Source organism: Caldovatus sediminis, from assembly GCF_014644455.1.
Classification (GTDB): Bacteria; Pseudomonadota; Alphaproteobacteria; order Acetobacterales; family Acetobacteraceae; genus Caldovatus; species Caldovatus sediminis.
In genome coordinates, this window is record NZ_BMKS01000004.1 from 274,074 (window position 1) to 288,344 (window position 14,271).

Here is a 14,271-nt window from a genome sequence, read left to right on the forward strand (position 1 = left end):
CGGCCGTCGGGTCAGATGCTCCCCACGGTGCGGATGCGCGCGCGGGGGTGGATCTCGCCCTGGGCCAGGACCTGGGTCGCGGGGCGGAAGCGCTCGGCGATCGCGCGGAGGTGCGCGCGCAGGCCGCCGGAGCAGACCAGCACCGGCGCCTCGCCGGCGGCGGTGGCGGCGTCGAAGACCTCGCGCAGGCGCTGCATGAAGGCGGAGAGCTGCGAGGGCGCCATGGCGAGCTGGCGCTCCTCCGGCGGGCCGATCAGCGCCTCGGCGAAGGCCTGCTCCCATTCGGGCGAGAGGGTGACCATCGCGATGTAGCCCTGCGGGCCGCGCGCCGCCTCCGAGATCTGGCGCGCCAGGCGCTGGCGCACCACGGCGAGGATCGCGGGCAGGGCGCGCAGCCCGGCGGTGGTGGCCTCCTGGATGCCCTCGAGGATGGTCGGCAGGTCGCGGATCGAGACCCGCTCGGCGAGCAGCGCCTGCAGCACGCGCTGCACGCCGCCGACGGTGATCTGCGCCGGGATCAGGTCGGCGACCAGCTTCTGCTGCTCGCGCGGGAGCTCGTCGAGCAGCTTCTGCGTCTCGGCGTAGGAGAGGAGCTCGGCCATGTTCTCGCGCACCACCTCGGTCAGGTGGGTGGCGAGCACGCCGGCGGCGTCCACCACGGTGCAGCCGCGCGCCAGCGCCTCGTCGCGCCGCGACTCCTCGATCCAGAGCGCGGGCAGGCCGAAGGTCGGCTCGTTCACCCGCTCGCCGGGGAGCGGCGGCACGCCGCCCGCGGGATCGATGGCGAGGTGGAGCGGCGGACGCAGCCGGCCGCGCCCGGCCTCGATCTCCTTGATGCGGATGACGTAGGTGTCGGGGTCGAGCTGGAGGTTGTCCTGGATGCGCACGGCGGGCAGGACGAACCCCATCTCCTGCGCGATGGAGCGGCGCAGGCCGCGGATCTGCTCGGTCAGGCGCGGCGCCTCGCCGGCGGCGAGCGAGAGGAGGCCGTAGCCGAGCTCGAGCCGCAGCAGGTCGATCCGCAGCGTCTCGCCGATCGGCAGTTCCTGCGCCGTGGCGGGAAGCGGCGCGGGGTCGGGCTGCGCGGCGGCGCGGCGCTCGGCCTCGCGCCGGAACCAGGCGGCGGTGCCGGCGGCGCCGGAGAGGGCGAGGAAGGGCAGCAGCGGCATCCCCGGCAGCAGCGCCATCACCCCGGCCGCGCCGGCGGCGATGGCGAGCGGCTTCGAACCGCCGCCGAGCTGGCCGACCAGCGCCTTGTCCGCGCTGCCCTCGACGCCGCCCTTGGTGACGACGATGCCGGCTGCGACCGAGACCAGCAGCGCCGGGATCTGGGTGACCAGACCGTCGCCGACGGTGAGCAGGGCGAAGGTTCCCGCGGCGTCGGCAAGGGCCATGCCGTGGCGCATCACCCCGATCGCGAGGCCGCCGATCAGGTTGATTAAGGTAATGACGAGGCCCGCGATCGCGTCGCCGCGCACGAATTTCGCGGCGCCGTCCATCGCGCCGTAGAAGCCCGTCTCCTCTTCCAGCTCCTTGCGGCGGCGCTTCGCCTCCGCCTCGTCCACGAGGCCGGCGGAGAGGTCGGAATCGATCGCCATCTGCTTGCCGGGCAGGGCGTCCAGGCTGAACCGCGCCGCCACCTCGGCGATGCGGCCGGAGCCCTTGGTGACGACCATGAAGTTCACCACCAGCAGGATGGCGAAGACGATCATCCCCACCACCAGGTCGCCGCCCATGAGGAAGCGGCCGAAGGCCGAGACGACATGGCCCACCCCCGCCGGCCCCTCGTGCCCCTGGGTCAGGATGGCCCGGGTGGTGGCGACGTTGAGCGCGAGGCGCAGCAGCGTCGTCAGCAGCAGGAGCTGGGGGAAGGAGGTGAAGTCGAGGGGGCGGTGCAGGAACAGCGCCGTCATCAGCACCAGCACGGCGAGCGTGATCGACAGCGCCAGCCCCGCGTCGAGCAGCAGGGGCGGCAGCGGCACCACCAGCACCGCGAGCAGCGCCGCGACGCCGAGGGCGAGCCCGACATCCGTTCCCGGGCGCGCGGCCGAGAGCCAGGCGGGGAAGGCGAGCGCGGGCATCGCCGGTCAGCCCGTCCCGTGCCCGCTCGCCACCCCCGCCGGCGCCGCCGGCGGCACGAGATGGCCCGGCGCCGGCGGCACGAGATGGCCCGGCGCCGGCGGCACGGCGAGGCCGAGGCCGCGGTACTCGTTGAGCTTGTTGCGCAGGGTGCGGATCGAGATGCCCAGCATCTCCGCCGCGCGGGTGCGGTTGCCGAGACAGTGCGACAGGGTCTCGAGGATCAGCGCGCGCTCGACCTCCTCGACGCGGTGCCCGACCAGGGCGGCGACAGGCGTGGCGGGGGCGGTGGGTGCGGCGGCGACGGGAATGGCTGCGGCCGGCGCGGCCGGGGCCGCGCCCTCGCCGAGCTCGATCGCCGCCGCGCCGATCTCCTCGCCCTCGGCGAGCAGCACCGCGCGGTGCACCGCGTTCTCCAGCTCCCGCACGTTGCCGGGCCAGGGGTGGGCGAGCAGCGCCGCGCGCGCCGCCGGCGAGAAGCCGCGCCGCGGCAGCCCGTTGGCGTCGGCGTAGCGGCGCGCGAAGTGCTCGGCGAGCGGCAGGATGTCGGCGGGGCGCTCGCGCAGCGGCGGGATGCGCAGCCGCACCACGTTGAGGCGGAAGTAGAGGTCCTCGCGGAAGCGGCCGCGCGCCACCTCCTGCGCCAGGTCGCGGTTGGTGGCGGCGAGGATGCGCACGTCCACCTTCACCGGCTGCGTGCCGCCGAGGCGGTCTATCTCGCGCTCCTGGATCGCGCGCAGGAGCTTGGCCTGCAGCCGCGGGTCCATCTCGCCGATCTCGTCGAGCAGCAGGGTGCCGCCCTGCGCCTGCTCGAACTTGCCCTTGCGCGCCGCGACGGCGCCGCTGAAGGCGCCCTTCTCGTGGCCGAACAGCTCGCTTTCGAGCAGGCTCTCGGGCAGCGCCGCGCAGTTGAGGGCGACGAACGGCCCGCGGGCGCGGCGCGAGGCGGCGTGGATGTGGCGCGCCAGGACCTCCTTGCCGGTGCCGCTCTCCCCGGTGATCAGCACGCTTGCCTCGGCGCGCGCGATCTGGGCGGCGCGCGCGAGCAGCGCCGCGCTCGCCGGGTCCTGGTGCACCGGTCGGTCCGGCTCGCCGGCGACGGATTGCAGCATCGCCGCGATCAGGTCGGGCTCCGGCGGCAGGGGCAGGAACTCCTTGGCGCCGGCCTGGATCGCACGCACCGCCGCCGCGGCGTCGCTGTTGCGGCCGCAGGCGACGACCGGACAGGCGATGCGCTCGCCCGCCATGGCGCCGATCAGCCAGGCGACGTCGTGCCGCACGTCGCACAGCACCAGGTCGGCGCCGTCCGCGCGCAGCCGCTCGAGCGCGGCCGCCGCGCCTTCCACCTGGGCGAGCGTCGCGCCGCGCGCCGCAGCGATCCGCGCCGCCTGCCCAAGCTCGCCCTCGAGCGAGCCGACGATCAGCAGCCGCGGCATCGGATCACCCGCCCCGGTCGGCCTTGACGATCTCGGTCATGGTGACGCCGAGGCGGTTGTCCTCCACCAGCACCACTTCGCCGCGCGCGACCAGGCGATTGTTGACGTAGATGTCCACCGCCTCGCCGAGCTTGCGGTCGAGCTCGACGACGGCGCCGCGGCCGAGCTTGAGGAGCTGCGAGACCTGGATGGTCGCGCGGCCGAGCACCGCGCTAACCTGGACCGGGATGTCGTAGACCGCGCCGAGCTCGCGCGCCGGCGTGGCGCCCGCGGCCGCCCGTGGCGGGGCCGGCGGCTGCTCCGCCGCGTCCGGCGCCACGGCGGTCCCCGCCGCCTCGAACTCGCCGCCCGGTCCACCGACCCCGCCGACCGTCGTCATCCCCTAACCCTCCAGGCCCATCGCGGCGAGCGCCGCACGCACCGCACGCCGCCGTCTTTCCAGAACCGCTTCCGCAGACCCGCCGCGCCACTCCAGCCGCGCGTCGCCGGGGGCGAGCGCCTCGTCCGCCATTACCTCGAAGCGCGCGTCGAGCGGGGCGAGATGCGCCGCGAGCGCGGCGGCGAGATCGGGCGCAACACGCACGAGGACGCGCGGCTCCTCCGCGAGGGCGGGGCGCAGCGCCGCGATCAGGGCCGCGAGGCGGGACGGCGCCGCGGCACCGTCGGCGGCCGCCCCCGGCAGCGCGGCATCGAGCGCCGCGAGCAGCAGCCGCGCCAGCGCCTCCGCCACCTCCTCGGCATGCGCCTCCGCCGCGGCGCGGGCGGCAGCCGAGGCGTCGCGCAACGCGGCTGCGGTGGCCTCGGCCGCCGCGGCGAGCCGGGCGGCGTCACGCTCCGCCGCCTCGGCCAGGCCGGCGGCACGGCCCGCCGCGAAGCCCTCCGCCCGCCCCGCCGCGTGCGCGGCGGCGGCCCGCTCGGCCGCGGCGGCCTCGGCCTCTCGCAGGGCGGCGCTCTCCGCCGCCGCCGCCGCCAGCCATCCACCCGGCCGCCCGTGATCCCCGTGCCCTGGCCCGCAATTCCGCCCGACGGGCGGGAGCAGGGCCGTGGCGGCGAAGGCGCCGGCCTGCCGGTCGCGGGGCGCATGGATCGGCTCGAAGGGCGCGGCCACCGGTCAGTACACCATGACTTCGTCGCGCCCGTCGCGCAGCGTGATCTCGCCGCGCGCCGCGAGCTCCTTGGCGGTGGCGACGATCGCCGCCTGCGCCTCGTCCACGTCGCGCAGGCGGACGGGGCCGAGCATGGCGAGGTCGTCGCGGAGCAGCTTCCCGGCGCGCTCCGTCATGTTCCGCAGGAACAGGTCGCGCAGCGCCTCGCTCGCGCCCTTGAGGGCGAGCACGAGCTGGTCCTTCTCCACCTCCCGAAGCAGCGCCTGCAGCGCGGGGCCGTCGAGGCGCTGGAGGTCCTCGAAGGTGAACATCAGGGACCGGATGCGCTCGGCCGCCTCGCGGTTGCGCTCCTCGAGCGCGCCGAGGATGCGTGCCTCGGCCTGGCGATCGAGGTTGTTGAAGATCTCGGCCAGCATCTCGTGCGCATCGCGGCGGTGCCCGCGCGCGAGGTTGGACATGAATTCGGTCCGCAGCGTGCGCTCGAGCCCTTCCAGCGCGTCCTTCTGGATGGTGTCCATGCGCAGCATGCGCATCACCACCTCCATCGCGAAGGCCTCGGGCAGCAGGGCGAGCACGCGCGCGGCGTGATCCGGCTTCACCTTGGAGAGCACCACCGCGACCGTCTGCGGATACTCGTTCTTCAGGTAGGTGGCGAGCACCGCCTCGTTCACGTTGCCCAGCTTGTCCCACATGGTGCGGCCGGCGGGACCGCGGATCTCCTCCATGATCTGAAGTACGCGCTCCCGCGGCAGCGAGCGCATCAGCAGGCGCTCCGTGCTCTCCCAGGAGCCGGTGAGGGCCCCGGTCTGGCCGATGCTCTCGGCGAACTCGCGGCACAGGTCCTCGACCACGGCCGCGGGGATGGTGCCGAGGTTGGCCATCGCGCCCGAGATGTCGCGGATCTCGTCCTCGTGCATCCGCGAGAGGATGTCCGCCGCCCTCTCCTCGCCGAGGGCGAGCATCAGCGCCGCGGCCTTCTGCTGTCCGGTGAGCCGCATGGCCGTCTCAGCGGTCCTCCTGGGGGCTCAGCCAGCGCCGCAGGACGGTGAGGGTCTCGTCCGGGTGCCTGCCCGCCAGCTCGGCGATCCGGGCGAGCGAGGAGGCGCGCATCCGCCCCTCGACATTGGCGAGCTGCACCATGGCCTCGTCGGGCTCGGGGAGGGCGGCGGACGCTTCGGCATTCGCGGCGCCCGCGTCCGGAGCGGAGAGCTTCGGCCCGCCGGCCCTCGCGCCGGGGGCCGCCAGGGCCGGCGCGGCGCCGAGGCCGCCGATCGCGGCCGGCGGGGCCAGCGCGATGGCCAACCGTCCGGCGATCGGGCGCGCGACGAGCAGGATCGCCGCCAGCGCGACCAGGGCGATCAGCCCGCTCTCGGCGAGCCGGGCGACGACGGCCGGGGTCAGCAGGCGCTCGAGCCGGCTCGGCTGCTCCGCCGCCATGTCGGGCGGGTCGGCGAAGCGCATGCTGACCAGCTCGACGCGGTCGCCCCGCCGCTCGTCGTAGCCGACGGCGCTGCGCACCAGCGCGGTCAGGCGGGCCAGCTCCTCGGCGCTGTGCTCGCGGAAGGCCGGCTCGCCGCCAGGCTCGGCGGGCGGCTCGCGCACCCCGTCCACCAGCACGGCGACCGAGAGCCGGCGCAGCACCGGCCCCTCGCGCAGCACCTGGCGCGTGGTGCGGCCGATCTCGTAGTTGATCGTCTCCTCCTGGCGGTTCTCCAGGCTGCCCGCGGCGCCCGCGCCGGCGGGATCGGGATTGGGCAGGTTGCCTGCGACGCCCACCGCCCCCGGCTCGGTGCTGCGGGTCTGCTCGCTGGTGCTGGACTGGCTGCGCGCGACCTGGTTGTCCGGATCGAACCGCTCCTCGGTCGTCTGCACCCGGTCGAAGTCGAACTCGAGCGCCGCCTCCGCACGTACCCGGCCGGGCCCGAGGATGCGCTCGAGCATCTCCTCCACCGCCCGGGCGAGGCGCAGCTCCTGCGCGCGCCTGATCTCCTCCTGCGTCTGCGCCGACTGCGCCGCGGACAGCGCCTGGCCGCCGCGGGCGAGCAGCGCGCCGCGGCTGTCGACGATCGAGACGTTCTGCGGCCGCAGGCCCGGCACCGCGGTCGCGACCAGGTGCAGCACCGCCTGCACGCCCTCGCCGTCGAGCCGCTGCGCGCCCTGCATGGTGAGCACCACGCTCGCCTGCGCCTCGCCGCGCTCGCGCGAGAAGGCCTCGCGCCGCGGCAGCACCAGGTGCACCCGCGCCGCGCGCACGCCGGCGAGGCCGCGGATCGTGCGCGCGAGCTCGCCCTCGAGCGCGCGGACGCGGTTCATGTCCTGCTGGAAGGGCGTGGTGGTGAGGGATTCCGCGCGGTCGAAGATCTCGTAGCCGACCGCGCCGCCGCCGAGCGAGCCGCCGTGTGGCAGACCCTCGCGCGCCAGCATCAGGCGCAGGCGCGGCACCTGGTCCTCCGGCGCCATCACCTGCCCGCCGCCGGCGGCGATGCGATGGGGCACCCCCGCGCGCTCCAGCGCCTGCACCACGGCGGCGGCGTCGCGCGGCTCGAGGTCGGCGTAGAGCAGCCCCATCGGCGGCTCCCCGGCGCGCAGGACGAGCCAGCCGAGCAGCGCCAGCACCATCGCGGCGACGCCGCCGAGCGCCGCGAGCCGCGCCGGCCCGAACGCGCGCAGCTGCGCGATCACGCCACCGCCGCGCATGCCGCCGCCTTGCCGCGCGCCGCCAGCGCCCCGATCCGACGCATCCGACATCCCCCTCGCACTCTCCCGCCCCGGCCTCGTCCCGCCGTCGCGGCAAGTCTTGCCTGCGACCCGCTTGCGTGGCGGTTAACGGGCGAGGCGCGGCGCGAGGCGGCGGCCGGCCGCGCCGCGATGGCGCTCAGCCGAGCGTGTCGCCGATGCCGCGGACCTTCTCGAAGCCGACCGCGAGCGGGCCGAGCATCAGGCGCAGCACGCCGTCCTGCTGCCGTTCCGCGGCGGTGGCGACACCGAGCACCGTGAAGGGAAGGAGGCCGAGAGTCTGGCCTTCGGGCGTGGCCCCTTCGACCCGCACCTGGTAGGCGCCGTCCGGGAGGAGGCGGCCCTGGGCGTCGCGCCCGTCCCAGCTCCACACGCTCCGCTGCCCGACGGCGAGCGGCAGGCGCTGCTCGCGCAGCACGCGCCCGGCGGCGTCGGTGATCGTGATGCGCGCCTCGGCCGCGGCGCCGGCGGGCGGCAGCCGCAGCACGGCGATGCCCTCCTGAAGCGCCAGGTGGTCGGATTCGACCTCGACCACCCGGCCCATCAGCGGAGCGGCCGCGGTGAGCTGGGCCGCCTGCTGCAGGGCCACGAGCCGTTCGAGCTGCTCGTTCATCAGGGTCTGCTGCTCGACCGAGGCGAACATCGCGAGCTCCTGGGTCATGCGGTTGGTGTCCATGGGCTCGGTCGGGTTCTGGTTGCGCAGCTGGGTGGTGAGCAGGCTGAGGAAGACGTTGAAGTCGCCGAGCGTCGCGCCGGTCCGGCCGCGCCCGGTGTTGGCGGCGGCCGTGGCCGACGCGATGGACGGGGTGTTCTGGATGGTCGGCATGGGGTGCGGTGGCCTCCGGCGGTCAGGATCAGACGGCGATGTCGAGCAGGGCGAGCGAGACTCCGGTGCGCGACGGAGCGGCGGCCGCGGCGGACGCGCCGGCCGCGGCGAGGTCGCGCCGCGTGCCGGACGGCGCGCCCTCGCGCTCGCCGTGCGCGCCGAAGCCCTGCCGCGCCCCGTCGCCGAGCGCGAAGCTCAGCGTGCAGCCGCCGCCCGGGCCGCGGCCGTCGGCGCCGCCGAGGCCGGCCTGGGTCAGCGCGCGGTCCAGCTCGCGCGCGTCGCGCTGGAGCAGGGCCAGGGTCTCGGGCCGCTCGGCGAGGATCCGCACGGCGGTGGTCTCTCCGGGGCCGCCGCGGGGCTCGACGCGGATCTCCACCCGGCCGAGCTCGGCGGGCTCGAGCAGCAATTCGATCCGGCCGGCGCCCGATCCTTCCGCTCCGCCCGCCTTGAGGCCGAGCGCGACGACGGCCGGCGCCACCTGGCGGGCGGGCGGCGCCGGGCGCTGTCCGGGGACCGCTCCGCCGGACGACGGCGCCCCGGAAGCCTCGGCGGCGCCGGCGAATCCCGATGCGGGGGTGCCGGAGCCGGTGGCCGCGGCGAGGGGCAGCGGGGGGAACTCCGGCGCACCGCCGGCGGCGGGCACGGACGGCGCGGCGCCGGCCGGCATCGCCGCGCCGGCCCCGGCGCTCGGAGGCCGGGCGACGGCCGGCAGAGCGGGCGCCATGGTGGCGTCGTCCTGCGGCGGCGGGGCCGGAACACCGCTCGCGCCCCTCTCGTCCGTCGCCCGGCCTCCGAGCGCCGGGGCCGCGGGGAAGGCGGGATCCTCGGAAGGCGCGGCGGCCGGCGCGGCGCCTTCCGCCGCAGGACGGTCCGGGGCGCCGGCGCGAGGCCGGATCGCGGCCGCTCGCTGTCCCTGGCCGTCGTCGGACGCGGCGGCCGAGGACCGGCTCGCTCCGGCCCCGATGGATGCCGCCGCGGCGACGGCCGTGCCGCCCCCGGGCAAGGGCGCCGCCGATCCCGGCTCCGGCATCGGCCGGGAGGGCTCCCGGGCCGGGCCGGGCGCCCCGGCCCGATCGTCAGGGCGCACCACCCCCGGCGGCGGCGAGGCGGACGGGGCGTCGCCGGATGCGGGCATGGGGTCGCCGGAGGGCAGCCACCGCGCCGCCGCGGCCTCGGGCGGATGGGGTGCCACCGGCGCCGCGGGGATCGCCGGCGGCGGCGGGGGTGGCGCCGGGGGATCGGCAATGCGCGGCCGCAGCGGGGGTGGGGGGTCCCCGTCGGGGCGCGCCCGGCCCTCTCCGGCCGCGCTCGGCCCGGCCGCAAGGAGGGCCTGCCGACCTTCGGACGCCTCCGGCGCCGGCAGACGCGCCTCCCCCTCCCCCCCGCAAGGCGCGGCGGTTGGTCGGGCTTCTGCGGCGCCGGCGACCGCCCCGCCCGGCGGTGGCGGCACGGCAGGCACCGGCGGCTCCTCGACCATGGCCGCGCGCGCGGCGCGCAGGAGCGCCGGCCCGCGGCCGCCGCGCACTTCCCGCGTGTCGGCGACCTCCATGTCCGGCGCGCCGAGGCCGCGCAGCAGCGCGGCGAATCCGCCCTCCGGAGCCGATCCGAGCGCGACCAGCACGGCGGACGGGCCCGGCGCGGCCGACGGGGTTCCAACCGTCCTCGCCGCGGTGGCGTTCGTCAGGGTCGGTGCGGGTTCCATCGGCGGGCTCCATGGGGCGCGGCGCAAGCGCCGCCCGGTCGCGGACTGCGGCGACCCGCCCCGCCGCGCCTTCGGCGGGCGGCCCCGCGAACCCCGGACGTGCAAGAGGCCTGCCAGCCCGTGCGTCGCCCCTGGGCTCCGCGCCTCGGCAGGATGCGCCGCAGCGGCGGCAATCCTTGCCCGCCGGAGAACGACGCGGCGCGCCATCGGCGAGGACGCCGGGCCTCCGAGACGCGGCCGCCACTGGCACGGCGCTTGCGCGGCCGCCGGCGTCGCGACCCGTCGCGTCGCACGTCGGAGGTCCGCCCGCCATGTCCCTGTTCGGCTCGATGAACACCGCGATCAGCGGCCTGACCGCGCAGTCGCGTGCCCTCGGCCACATCGCCGACAACGTCTCCAACAGCCAGACCGTCGGCTTCAAGCGCACCGACACGAATTTCGTGAACCTGCTGACCGAGAGCAGCGCCACGCTGCATCGCCCAGGCTCGGTGATCGCCCGCCCCGACTACACCAACACCGTCCAGGGCACGGTCGAGCAGTCGGAGAACCCGATCGCCCTCGCCATCGCCGGCCAGGGCTTCTTCTCGGTCGCCCTGGCGCGCGGCGAGAGGAACGGCCAGACGCTGTTCGACGAGCGCCAGTTCTACACGCGCGCGGGCGACTTCCGGCTGAACGACGCCGGCTACCTGGTCAACGGCGCCGGCTACTACCTGCAGGGCTGGGCCGTGGACGCCGCCGGCAACCCCGACCGCAGCGCGCTGCTGCCGATCCAGGTGAGCCAGCTCGTCTCCGATCCCGTGCCGACCGGCCGGGTCGCCATGGTGGCGAATCTGCCGGCCGATCCCGACACGACGCCGATGACGAGCCAGGTCCAGGTCTACGACAGCCTCGGCCGCCCGGAGACGGTCACGCTCGACTGGACCCAGACGGCGCCCAACACCTGGACGCTCTCGCTCAGCGCGCCCGGGGCGGCGCCGGCCGCGCTGGGCACGGTGGAGGTCCGCTTCGGCGGCGCCGCGGCCACGCCGGTGGCCGACGGCACGATCGGCGAGTTCGCCAACGCCACCGGCAGCATCGGCATCGTGCCCGCGGCCGCCGGCGCCCCGGCGGAGCTGACCTTCGCCGCCGATTTCGGCCAGGGGCCGCAGAGCATCACGCTGAACCTCGGCGTGTTCGGCCAGGCCGGCGGCGTCACGCAGTACGCGGGCGGCGAGTACAGCGTGCGCAACTGGACGCAGGACGGCGTGCCGCCCGGCGCCTACTCCTCGATGGCGATCCGCGAGAACGGCGACGTGGCGATCACCTACGACAACGGCCGGAGCCGCGTCATCGCGCGCGTGCCGATCGCCACCTTCCCCGATCCGGACCGGCTCGAGCGCCTCGACGGCCAGGCCTTCATGCGGACCATGGCGAGCGGCGAGGCGAGCCTGTCCGACGCGGCCTCGAACGGCGCGGGGAAGCTCGCCGTCGGCTCGGTGGAGCGCTCGAACGTGGATCTCGCGACCGAACTGTCGAAGCTGATCGTCGCGCAGCGCGCCTACACCGCGAACACCCAGATCGTGTCGGCGTCCGACCAGATGCTGATGGACACGATCAACATGCGTCGCTGACCGGCGCGGCCCGGCAAGGTCGCGTTAACCGGAATCCCGGAGGCTGGAGCCGCCATGAGCCTCGAAGCCGCCCTCCTGACCGCCCGCTCCGGCCTGCTCTACGTGCAGCGGGCGCTCGCCTCGACGTCCCAGGACATCGCCGCGGCCGGCGTCGCGGGGCACACCAACAAGACGGTCGCCGCGGTCACGCTGGCCGCGGCGGGCCTGTCCTTCGGCGTGCGCGCGCTTGACGCGCAGCGCGACGTGGACGCGGCGCTGGTCGCCGCGCTCAACGCGCAGCGGGCGGCGCTGGCGGCGGCGCGGGTGCGGGAGGCGCTGCTCGGCGGCATCGAGCTGGCGCACGGCCGGGCGGAGGCCGGCGAGTCGCTCGGTGACCTGATGGGCGCGCTGCGCGACGCCTTCCTCGGTCTGCGCGCCGAACCGTCGGATTCGGGGCGGCAGGCGGCGGTGCTGCTCGCCGCCGAGGACATCGCCGGCCGGTTCAACGAGGTCGCGCAGGCGATCGGCGCGGCGCGCCAGCGGGCGCAGGAGGGCATCGTCACCGAGGTCGCGCGGCTCAACGCCGGCCTGCGCGAGGTCGCGTCGCTGACCCGCGACATCCGGGCCGAGATCGCGCGCGGTGGCAGCGCGGCCGCGCTCCAGGACCGGCGCGACGCGGCGATCGCGCGGCTCTCGGAGTCGCTCGAGCTGCGCGCGGTGGCGCGGCCGGACGGTGGCATGACGCTGATCGCGCGCGGCGGGATGGTGCTGCCGCTCGATCCCGACCGCGACGCCTTCGCCACGGCGGACGCGCAGGTCGGCCCTGGCGCCTCCTGGGCGGGGGGGACGCTGCCCGGGATCATGCTCGGTGGGGTGGACGTCACGGCGCAGCTGCGCGGCGGCCGGCTCGCCGAGTACGTCGCGCTGCGCGACGCCACCCTGCCGCGCTACCAGGCCGAGCTCGACATCGCGGCGGCACAGCTCGCCGCGCGGCTCGAGGCGCAGGGGCTGCGGCTGTTCACCAACGCCGCCGGCGCGGTCCCCGATCCGTCGCAGCCCTATGCGGGCTCGTCGCAGGTCGGCTTCGCCGCGGCGATCCGCCTCAATCCGGCGGTGCGCGCGGCGCCGAGCCTGCTGCGCGACGGCACCCACGCGGTGACGGGCGCGCCGGGCGGGCCGTCCGCCTTCACGCCCAACCCGCCCGGAGGGCCGGCGGGCTTCGTCACCTTGCTCGACCGGGTTCTGGACTTCTCCTTCGGCGCGGAGGCGGCTGCCGGCGCGCCCTGGCCGGCGATCGCCACCACCGGCCTCGGCCCGGACGGAACCCTGGCCTCGCCCTTCGCGGCGCCGCCCACGCTGACGGGCTACGCCATGGCGGTGACCGCGGCGCACACCGGCGACCGCGCCGCCGCGACCGCCGCCCGCGAGGCCGCCGACGGCCTGGCGGCCGGCCTCGAGGCGCGCTTCGCCGCGCGCTCCGGGGTGGACGTGGACGGGGAGATGGCGGCGATGGTGCAGCTGCAGAACGCCTACGCGGCCAACGCGAAGGTGGTCGAGGTGGTGCAGCGGATGTGGGACCAGCTCTTCGCCGCGCTGCGCTGAACGGGGGAGGGGTCATGACGGCGACGGTCGGCGCTCTCGGCGGGTTGGCGGCGGAGTCGGCGCTGCTGCGGGCGCGCATGGAGGTGCTGGCGCGCCAGGTGGCGGACGGGCGGCGCGGGGTGCTGTACGGCGACATCGCGCCCGAGGCGCGGCTCGCGATCGACCTGCGCGGCGAGATCGCGCGACGGGAGGCCTATGAGGGGGTGATCGGCCGCGTGCTCGGAAGAACCGCGGCGGCGCAGGGGGCGCTGAGGCAGCTCGCCGCGATCGCCGAGCAGTTCTTCGCCGAGACCATGCACCTCAACGGCGTCGTGCCGGAGCGCATCGCCGCCACGGCGCGCATGGCGCGGGCGGCGATGGTGCAGGTTGCCGGGCTGCTGAACGAGCGCTACGCGGGCGAGTACCTGTTCGGCGGCAGCGATTCCCTGAATCCGCCCGTGCCGGATCCGAACGGGATCGCGGCGAGCGGCATGGCGCAGCAGATCGCCGCCGCGGTGGCGGGGCTCGGCGGCGGCAACGCCGCCGCGGTGGCGGCGGCGACCATGGCGGCGGCGCTCGATGACGCGCCGGGCGTGACGCCGTTCTCCGCCTTCCTTTCGGATCCGCTCCGGGGCGGCACGGAGGCGCCGCGCGACCTCCTCGCCGCGGACGGCGAGCGGGTCGGCTACGGCCTCTTGGCCAACCGCAATGCGCGCGCGGTCTCCACCGGGGAGACGACCGGGTCGTGGGCGCGGGACCTTCTGCGCGGGCTGGCGACGCTGGCCGCGCTGGACCCGGCGCAGGCGCAGCTCGGCGACGACTTCGTCGCGCTCGTGGGCACGGTGCGCGAGGGGCTGCGCAGCGCCGTGCGGGCGCTCGGCCAGGAGGCGGGCCTGCTCGGCGCCGCGGAGGCGCGGCTCGAGTCGCTGCGGACCCGCCATGCGGACGTCACCGTCGCGCTGCGCGGCCAGCTCGCCGCGATCGAGGAGGTGGACATGGCGGAGACGCTGGTCCGCCTTCAGGGGGCGCGCATGCAGCTCGAGGCGAGCTATCGGGCGATCTCGGTGCTGGGCTCGCTGAGCCTCGCGCGGTTCCTCGGCTGACCGGCGCGGCGTTCAGCGGGCGTTAAGGCGGCCCGGGGCAAGCTTCACTCCTCACCGCAAGACGCGGCGTGCAACCCGGCCCCGCTGGGGCCTCTCAGTCCAGGGAAATATCC

Annotated in this window: 11 protein-coding genes; 3 read left to right on the forward strand and 8 right to left on the reverse strand. The window is 76.4% G+C overall.

Translation table 11 applies throughout. The features are described from left to right. Positions 1 to 11: 11 nt before the first annotated feature. From flhA to IEX99_RS08610, 8 genes are all read right to left on the reverse strand, one after another. Positions 12 to 2,081 (reverse strand): flagellar biosynthesis protein FlhA, encoded by a 2,070-nt coding sequence (gene flhA / locus IEX99_RS08575; RefSeq protein ID WP_188899604.1) that lies wholly within the window; start codon positions 2,079 to 2,081, stop codon positions 12 to 14. 6 nt (positions 2,082 to 2,087) lie between these two features. Beyond that, the gene (locus IEX99_RS08580) at positions 2,088 to 3,515 is read right to left on the reverse strand and encodes a sigma-54 interaction domain-containing protein (protein WP_188899605.1); all 1,428 of its coding nucleotides are present in this window, start codon (positions 3,513 to 3,515) and stop codon (positions 2,088 to 2,090) included. 4 nt (positions 3,516 to 3,519) lie between these two features. Continuing rightward, a complete protein-coding gene (gene fliN / locus IEX99_RS08585) occupies positions 3,520 to 3,894 on the reverse strand; it encodes a flagellar motor switch protein FliN (protein WP_229677885.1) in 375 nt (124 codons plus the stop codon). Between the two features lie 3 nt (positions 3,895 to 3,897). Further along, the gene (locus IEX99_RS08590; protein WP_188899606.1) at positions 3,898 to 4,623 is read right to left on the reverse strand and encodes a FliH/SctL family protein; all 726 of its coding nucleotides are present in this window, start codon (positions 4,621 to 4,623) and stop codon (positions 3,898 to 3,900) included. Positions 4,624 to 4,626: 3 nt separating this feature from the next. After that, positions 4,627 to 5,619 carry a flagellar motor switch protein FliG gene (gene fliG / locus IEX99_RS08595; protein WP_188899607.1) on the reverse strand — a complete coding sequence of 331 codons (993 nt, stop codon included), beginning with the start codon at positions 5,617 to 5,619 and terminating at the stop codon, positions 4,627 to 4,629. Between the two features lie 7 nt (positions 5,620 to 5,626). After that, a complete protein-coding gene (fliF, locus tag IEX99_RS08600) occupies positions 5,627 to 7,318 on the reverse strand; it encodes a flagellar basal-body MS-ring/collar protein FliF (RefSeq protein ID WP_188899608.1) in 1,692 nt (563 codons plus the stop codon). Between the two features lie 178 nt (positions 7,319 to 7,496). Further along, positions 7,497 to 8,183 (reverse strand): flagellar hook assembly protein FlgD, encoded by a 687-nt coding sequence (locus IEX99_RS08605; RefSeq protein WP_188899609.1) that lies wholly within the window; start codon positions 8,181 to 8,183, stop codon positions 7,497 to 7,499. Between the two features lie 28 nt (positions 8,184 to 8,211). Beyond that, on the reverse strand, positions 8,212 to 8,661 hold the full coding sequence (locus tag IEX99_RS08610; protein ID WP_188899610.1) for a flagellar hook-length control protein FliK: 450 nt from the start codon (positions 8,659 to 8,661) through the stop codon (positions 8,212 to 8,214). A 1,535-nt stretch (positions 8,662 to 10,196) separates the two neighbouring features. Between IEX99_RS08610 and flgE the strand changes: the two genes are divergently transcribed. Genes flgE through IEX99_RS08625 form a run of 3 tightly spaced genes read left to right on the forward strand, consistent with a single transcriptional unit; the run spans position 10,197 to position 14,158 of the window. Beyond that, positions 10,197 to 11,495, forward strand: a complete 1,299-nt coding sequence (flgE, locus tag IEX99_RS08615; RefSeq protein ID WP_188899611.1) for a flagellar hook protein FlgE — start codon at positions 10,197 to 10,199, stop codon at positions 11,493 to 11,495. A gap of 54 nt (positions 11,496 to 11,549) precedes the next feature. Further along, complete coding sequence (locus IEX99_RS08620) at positions 11,550 to 13,076, forward strand: flagellar hook-associated protein FlgK (RefSeq protein WP_188899612.1); 1,527 nt, start codon at positions 11,550 to 11,552, stop codon at positions 13,074 to 13,076. Between the two features lie 14 nt (positions 13,077 to 13,090). After that, positions 13,091 to 14,158: a flagellin gene (locus IEX99_RS08625; RefSeq protein WP_188899613.1), complete on the forward strand. Its 1,068-nt coding sequence runs from the start codon at positions 13,091 to 13,093 to the stop codon at positions 14,156 to 14,158. Positions 14,159 to 14,271 lie beyond the last annotated feature (113 nt).

What these genes read in the sequence shown, in the direction of transcription:
- IEX99_RS08605 (WP_188899609.1), bottom strand. Translation starts at nt 8,183, where the DNA reads ATGCCGACCATCCAGAACACCCCGTCCATCGCGTCGGCCACGGCCGCC.
- fliN (WP_229677885.1), bottom strand. Translation starts at nt 3,894, where the DNA reads ATGACGACGGTCGGCGGGGTCGGTGGACCGGGCGGCGAGTTCGAGGCG.
- IEX99_RS08620 (WP_188899612.1), top strand. Translation starts at nt 11,550, where the DNA reads ATGAGCCTCGAAGCCGCCCTCCTGACCGCCCGCTCCGGCCTGCTCTAC.
- IEX99_RS08625 (WP_188899613.1), top strand. Translation starts at nt 13,091, where the DNA reads ATGACGGCGACGGTCGGCGCTCTCGGCGGGTTGGCGGCGGAGTCGGCG.
- fliG (WP_188899607.1), bottom strand. Translation starts at nt 5,619, where the DNA reads ATGCGGCTCACCGGACAGCAGAAGGCCGCGGCGCTGATGCTCGCCCTC.
- flgE (WP_188899611.1), top strand. Translation starts at nt 10,197, where the DNA reads ATGTCCCTGTTCGGCTCGATGAACACCGCGATCAGCGGCCTGACCGCG.
- flhA (WP_188899604.1), bottom strand. Translation starts at nt 2,081, where the DNA reads ATGCCCGCGCTCGCCTTCCCCGCCTGGCTCTCGGCCGCGCGCCCGGGA.
- fliF (WP_188899608.1), bottom strand. Translation starts at nt 7,318, where the DNA reads ATGCGCGGCGGTGGCGTGATCGCGCAGCTGCGCGCGTTCGGGCCGGCG.
- IEX99_RS08580 (WP_188899605.1), bottom strand. Translation starts at nt 3,515, where the DNA reads ATGCCGCGGCTGCTGATCGTCGGCTCGCTCGAGGGCGAGCTTGGGCAG.